General features: G+C 45.0%; 4 protein-coding genes. All 4 read right to left on the bottom strand.

Features of this window, described 5'->3' with window-relative positions:
• Positions 1–110: 110 nt before the first annotated feature.
• The gene (locus tag Q0081_RS05055; protein ID WP_298350004.1) at positions 111–911 is read right to left on the bottom strand and encodes a dipeptidase; all 801 of its coding nucleotides are present in this window, start codon (positions 909–911) and stop codon (positions 111–113) included.
• A gap of 40 nt (positions 912–951) precedes the next feature.
• Positions 952–1,122 (bottom strand): hypothetical protein, encoded by a 171-nt coding sequence (locus tag Q0081_RS05050; protein ID WP_298350002.1) that lies wholly within the window; start codon positions 1,120–1,122, stop codon positions 952–954.
• A gap of 142 nt (positions 1,123–1,264) precedes the next feature.
• Positions 1,265–2,725 (bottom strand): SusD/RagB family nutrient-binding outer membrane lipoprotein, encoded by a 1,461-nt coding sequence (locus Q0081_RS05045; protein ID WP_298350000.1) that lies wholly within the window; start codon positions 2,723–2,725, stop codon positions 1,265–1,267.
• A gap of 74 nt (positions 2,726–2,799) precedes the next feature.
• Positions 2,800–5,862: a SusC/RagA family TonB-linked outer membrane protein gene (locus Q0081_RS05040; RefSeq protein ID WP_298349998.1), complete on the bottom strand. Its 3,063-nt coding sequence runs from the start codon at positions 5,860–5,862 to the stop codon at positions 2,800–2,802.
• Positions 5,863–5,951: the final 89 nt, after the last annotated feature.

Below are 5,951 nucleotides of genomic sequence, written 5' to 3'. Positions count from 1 at the left end.
CTCTTAAAGCGAGAGCCGACTGAAATGAGTTTGGCTCGTAAGCGAAAGAAAGCCGCTCGCGACGATGCTTACCTTAAAACCCTGTTAAACCAACTTAACACTTGATGCAATCACCCTACGGTGGCTAACTGAATAGGATATTTTTTATTCAATTCCGTAAATTCTGCCCGCGCTTTTTGCTGCTCTGCTTCGGGTAACGTCATCATCCCACGACGGTCTTTAATGTTATATTTTTCGTAAATGTCTTTCATTGCCGCTTCGCGCTCAGGACTCGCTGGAATCGTTTTGATGTAATCGCTCAGCAAATTGAGTTGAATTACACCGCCGTTTTTAGCCAATGCTTTCAGCATGTCGTCCGTCAAGTTGCGCGGATGATTACAAATAGCCTTTGCGCCTGAGTGGCTGGCTATGATAGGAACTTTAGACAACCGAATAACATCATAAAATGTAGAATCTGACACGTGCGAAACATCAACCATCATCCCCAAGCGATTCATTTCTTTCACCACTTGCTCACCCAATGGGCTTAAGCCTTGGTATTCGGCCCCTTTAGGGTCGGTTGAAGAGTCACAAATGTCGTTGTTGCTGGAATGACAAAGTGTCATGTAGCGAGCTCCTAAATCATAGAATTTCTGTAACATGAGCAAATCATGACCCATAGCGTACCCATTTTCCACTCCGATAAAAATAACGCGCTTGCCTGTTTTTCCGATGCGGTAAGCATCATCAGGAGTCGTGGCTAATTCTGCCAATTCGCTTGTACTTTTGAGCGTAGTATTGATGGCATCAAAAATCCCCAATGCGCGTTTTTTGGCAGCTTCATGCGCTTCCGACGTTCGTGGGCCTTGTCCTAAATAAACGGCAAAAAAGATAGCATCCAATCCGCCGCGTTTCATGCGTGGATAATCCACCTTGCTGTTGGTAGTGCGCGCGTCGTTGTCTTTGGTAATGTCAAATCCACCGCAAGAGCAACATTGGTGTATCGGCGTGTGTATCGACAGTAAATGCTTTCTCGTGAATTTTCTTGGCTTTTTTCAGCAAAGCTGCATCATCCTGCGCAGCTACTGACAAAGCCGTAAGCGCAAAACAGGATATAAGGGTGGTTTGAATAAAGGTTTTCATTTGTAGATTTTTAGTGTGCAACGATTTAGCATAAATCTTTATAAGGCAAGGCTTTAGCCATGGAATGTCATGGCTAAAGCCTTATTATTTACTTTTACATCGCCCCGGCTTAAAAGCCGGAGTTAAAAGAGTCTTTTCACAATTACTTCGCAATCCAGAGTTTCAACTTCATATCGTTGGCTCCACCCTGTTGTTTGAGGGCTGCACTAAAGTTCGTAAAATTCAGCGACTCTTCAGAACCCGGATATGGCAAACGCGTCGGAATAACTCCAGCATTGACGTTAATAACTGACGGTTTTAACTCAGGATAACCCGTACGACGAAACTCCGTCCAAGCCTCAATTCCCTGTCCGTACAAAGCAATCCACTTTTGTTCCATAATTTGCTTATACCCCTCTGTTCCGGTCTTGAAAGCATTGGCAGTCAGGTAATCCGGGCTTACGGTAAGCTTGTATTGACTGTGTGAAGCCGTGATGCCATTGGCGTAATTGGCGGCGGCATCGCCTGCTGCCGTAATTCCCTTATAAGCTAATTCTGCTTTGATAAAAAGCAATTCTGCATAACTCAAAATTACCCCCGGAGCGGTTGGCCCAACAAAAAACGCACCCACTTTTGAGGTTTTTGACAAGCCTAAGGCATTGGCATCTGCATTGGAAAGGCCATTGGGAACCCCTTTGTAATCGCCACCATCAGCAGGCTTATCTGCATAAACCGCCAAACGAGCGTCTTTCAGCGCCGCCAGTTTATTGACAAGCGTCGCACTTACGCGATGATCATCACGGGTTTTGCGATTTTGGTTAATGGGGTTATTGTTATTAGTTGCATCCAAATAATTCAATTGAATGGTTTCAGAAACCGCACTAATCACGGGATATTTGGCGGGGTCACCCAAAATTCGGTTGATTTCTGTTTTAACGTCCATTGTCGCATCCGTTTTGCTCAACATCCTATTTAGAAGTCTTATAGTCAACGAATTGGTAAATTTTTTCCATTTGGTTACGTCATTGGCAAAAAGAATATCGCCGGCAATTGCCTTAGTCTTGTCAACGGCATCAATCATATCATTCGCGGTTTTCAACTCCTTGATGATACCCGCATACACTTCTTTTTGAGTATCATATTTAGGTTGCAACACCCCTTCCAATCCCTGAACCGACTGTGTATAAGGAATATCCCCATACACATCCGTCAACAGGGAAAATACCCACGAACGCATAATCAGCGCGACAGCCTGATAATTAGGGTTCTTAGTTTCAACGCCCAATTTATAAATGCGCTGATAATCAGCCAGCGCCTCTACGTGGAACGTCTGCCAAGCCCCGCTGTACACATCACTTGAAATAGAATATTGGTCAATGTCAGTGTATTGAATTCGCGCCCAATACTGCGAAATCAAATCGCCAATGTCCATTCCCAACGAACCGCCCCAGTAGTTATCAACCGCACTTTGGATACCGTGGGGCAGAAACAGATCGGCCGTCGCCACCGAAGGTGCGTTGGGGTTTGTGTTGATTTCGTCAAATTTTTCGGTACAGGCCGAAACACTGAGCATCAGCACGGCCGTCAATAGTTTATATCGGAAAGAGTGAAATATATTTTTCATGTGATTGTTCATTTTGAGTGTTATGGGAACCGAATTAACAAGACTTGGAAAGTTTCCAAGTCTTGTTAAACTCATTACAGATTAAAGCTAACATTGAAACCAACCGTGCGGGTCGTTGGGATTTGACCATTCTCAATTCCCTGCAAGTTTCCGTCGTTGTAGTAGCTGGTTTCAGGATCAATGTGTGGTACATTGCTGCGGAGAAGCAACAAGTTTCTACCCACTGCCGAAATTGTCAAATCGCGGAAAGGTAATTTTTTAAACACTTGACCGCTGAATGTGTACGACAACTTTACTTCTCTCAGTTTTACGTAGCTCCCGTCAAAAATTGTGGCTTCGTTGTTTGTCAAGGCGTAGTATTTTTTATGCCACTCTTCCGAAGAAATTTTCGTAGCATTAGGTACATATACGGGCTCGGTAGCTGTTCCAGTATTGACTACACCGTTTCCTACAATTCCTGTTTCACGACCTACAACGGTTTCTGCCAACACACTGGTATAGCGGCCGATATTGACCGTTTGTGAGAAAATATCTCCGCCCTGTTTTACATCGATTAATGTACTCAGCGTGATTCCTTTATAGCTAAATGTATTCTGGAAACCACCAATCCATTTTGGAGTAAAGTTGCCCAGTATTCGGCGGGTCGGGTTCAGGGTAGGATAACCGCTCTTGTCATAAATAATGTTACCGCTCGGGTCACGCGCAAAGCCTTGTCCAAAGAATGTCCCGTAAGGTTGTCCAACGCGTGCTTCGATTGACATTCCGCGCACTGTTCCTAACGTATAGGTTGTCAAGCCTTCAGCCAATTCAATAACTTTGTTTTGGTTACGTGCCCAGTTGACAGCAATATCCCATTGAAAATCGCCCACTTTCACGGGTGTTGCGCTCAATTGAACCTCAATTCCTTTGTTTTGTAATCTACCCGCATTCAGCAGTTTTGAGTTAAAACCCGAAGATTGTGAAATATTCACGTCCAAAATCTGGTTGAAAGACTCTTTATCATAATACGTCACGTCCAAACCAACCCGGTTGCGCCACAACTTTATTTCAGCCCCGATTTCGTATGAATTGGTCAACTCAGGCTTCAAAGTAGAGTTCAACATAGCGTTGTTTTTCGACAATGAAGGCGTGCTACCCCACGGGTTTTCGTATTTATATGCCTGAATCAGACGATACGCATCGGTATCATTACCTACCCGAGCAATACCAGCCCGTAGTTTAGCAAAGGACAAAACGGTAGAATTCAAGTTAAACATATCCGTCAAAACCGCACTTACGGCAGCCGAAGGATAGAAATAAGAGCGGTTGTTGGAAGGTAACGCGCTTGACCAGTCATTGCGGGCGGTTACATCCACAAACAGGTAATTACGGAAACCGATATTTGCGGCGGCATACACACTGTTTACTTCCTTTTGCGTAAACGAGTTTTCGGCTACTTTGGCCTGACGTGAGTTACCCAAGTTCCATACGCGCGGGATGGCCAATTCGGTCGCTCCCATGTAGTTACGTTGATAGTAGTTGGTGCGGTGGTTGGCACCTACGTTGGCTGCTACGTCAAAATCACCGAATTTGTGCGTTGCACTCAATAGGAAATCAGAATTTGATTCGCGAATAAAAATTTGTTCTTCGTTGTAGCTATCGTATTGTTTTGCTCCGTTGAGGTTATCAATCCGTGCGGCATTTTTGGTTTTACGACGGTCAATGTATACATCGGTTCCGCTGCGCGCTGTCAGGGTCAACCAATTGTTGAATTTGTAGGTGGCAGCCAAGTTTCCGTACACACGATCGCGCTTATTGTATTTCGTGCTCAGGTTCAGTACGTAGTATGGATTTGTCCAATAGTTGTAATTCCAGTTGTTTTGGTAAATACTGCCCGGTGCCTGATAGGTTTGGAGTTTTTCCATATCTACCTGACGACCGAACCAAATAAAGTACAAGCCCCAGTTGGTACGGTTATCGCTACCATCCACTACATAGTTTCCGGTTGCTCTGATGCTCAGCTTTTTAGTCAGATTCCAACCCGCATTCAGCGATACAGTACGACGTTTGCAGTCAGTATTGGGCAAAATCCCCGATTGTTTCAAGTCGGTAAAAGAAAGTCGGAAATCACCTTTTTCGTTACCACCCGTAATCGCGATGTTGTTAGTATAGGTTTTACCCGTTTGAAAAAACTGATTCACGTTGTCAGGATGCGGGATAAACGGTGTTGGCGTGCGTGTGCCGTCGGCCGCGACCGGAGAATCAAACTGGGGCAAAAGCCGACCGTCCATTTTTGGGCCCCAACTTTCGTCCACTCCATCGTTTACTCCTTTTCCGGTTCCGTCTACAAATGAAAACAGGTCTTTATTTCCCTGTCCATATTCATTTTGCCATTCAGGCTGGCGGAAAGGGGTATCAAATGCCGTATTTGTATTGACAGAAACACCAATGCCTTTAGAGCCTTTCCCACTTTTGGTCGTAATTAAAATAACGCCGTTGGCACCGCGCGAACCGTACAAAGCCGCTGCGCTTGGTCCTTTCAGAACACTCACGTTCTCAATATCATCCGGGTTGATGGATGCCGCGCCATTTCCGTAATCAACGCCCGTACCTGATCCATAGTTACCGTTATCAATGGGGATTCCATCCACGACAAACAAGGGTTGATTGTTGCTTCCAATAGAACTGGCCCCCCGAATCAGGATACGGGAAGAAGCGCCCGGTGCTCCGTTGGAACCCGTTACCTGCACTCCGGCAATTTTACCCGATAGCGCATTCACAAAGTTAGTGGTACGCGCCTGCGTCATTTGCTTACCGCTTACCTCCTGCACCGAATACCCAAGGGCTTTCTTTTCGCGGGTAATACCTAAAGCAGTAACGATAACCTCACTTAGAATAGACGCATCTTCTTCCAGCGAAATATCAAAGGAAGTTTGGTTGCCAACAGCAATTTCCTGCGGTTTGTAACCGATAAAGGAAACTACTAAGGTTGCATTGGTGGGGGCGGAAATGGTAAAATCTCCGGTAGAGTTAGCGCTTGTTCCTCGGTCGGAACCTTTCACGACGATACTTGCGCCGGGTAAACTTGCACCGTCTTTGGCGAGGATGCCACTAAACAGGTTGTAGTAAGAGGCTGTTTTAAAATAGGGTAAAGACAAAAGACACCCGAAAAGAGTTAGTTAGGAATCTCACTTACTAATTTAACTCCAATCAGATGTCATTCAAAATTAGCAACAAAAAGAAATAT

The sequence above is a fragment of the Runella sp. genome (genome assembly GCF_027484545.1).
Lineage (GTDB): Bacteria > Bacteroidota > Bacteroidia > Cytophagales > Spirosomataceae > Runella.
The sequence above is the reverse complement of the archived record's forward strand: the minus strand, read 5'-3'. Positions and strand labels throughout refer to the sequence as shown.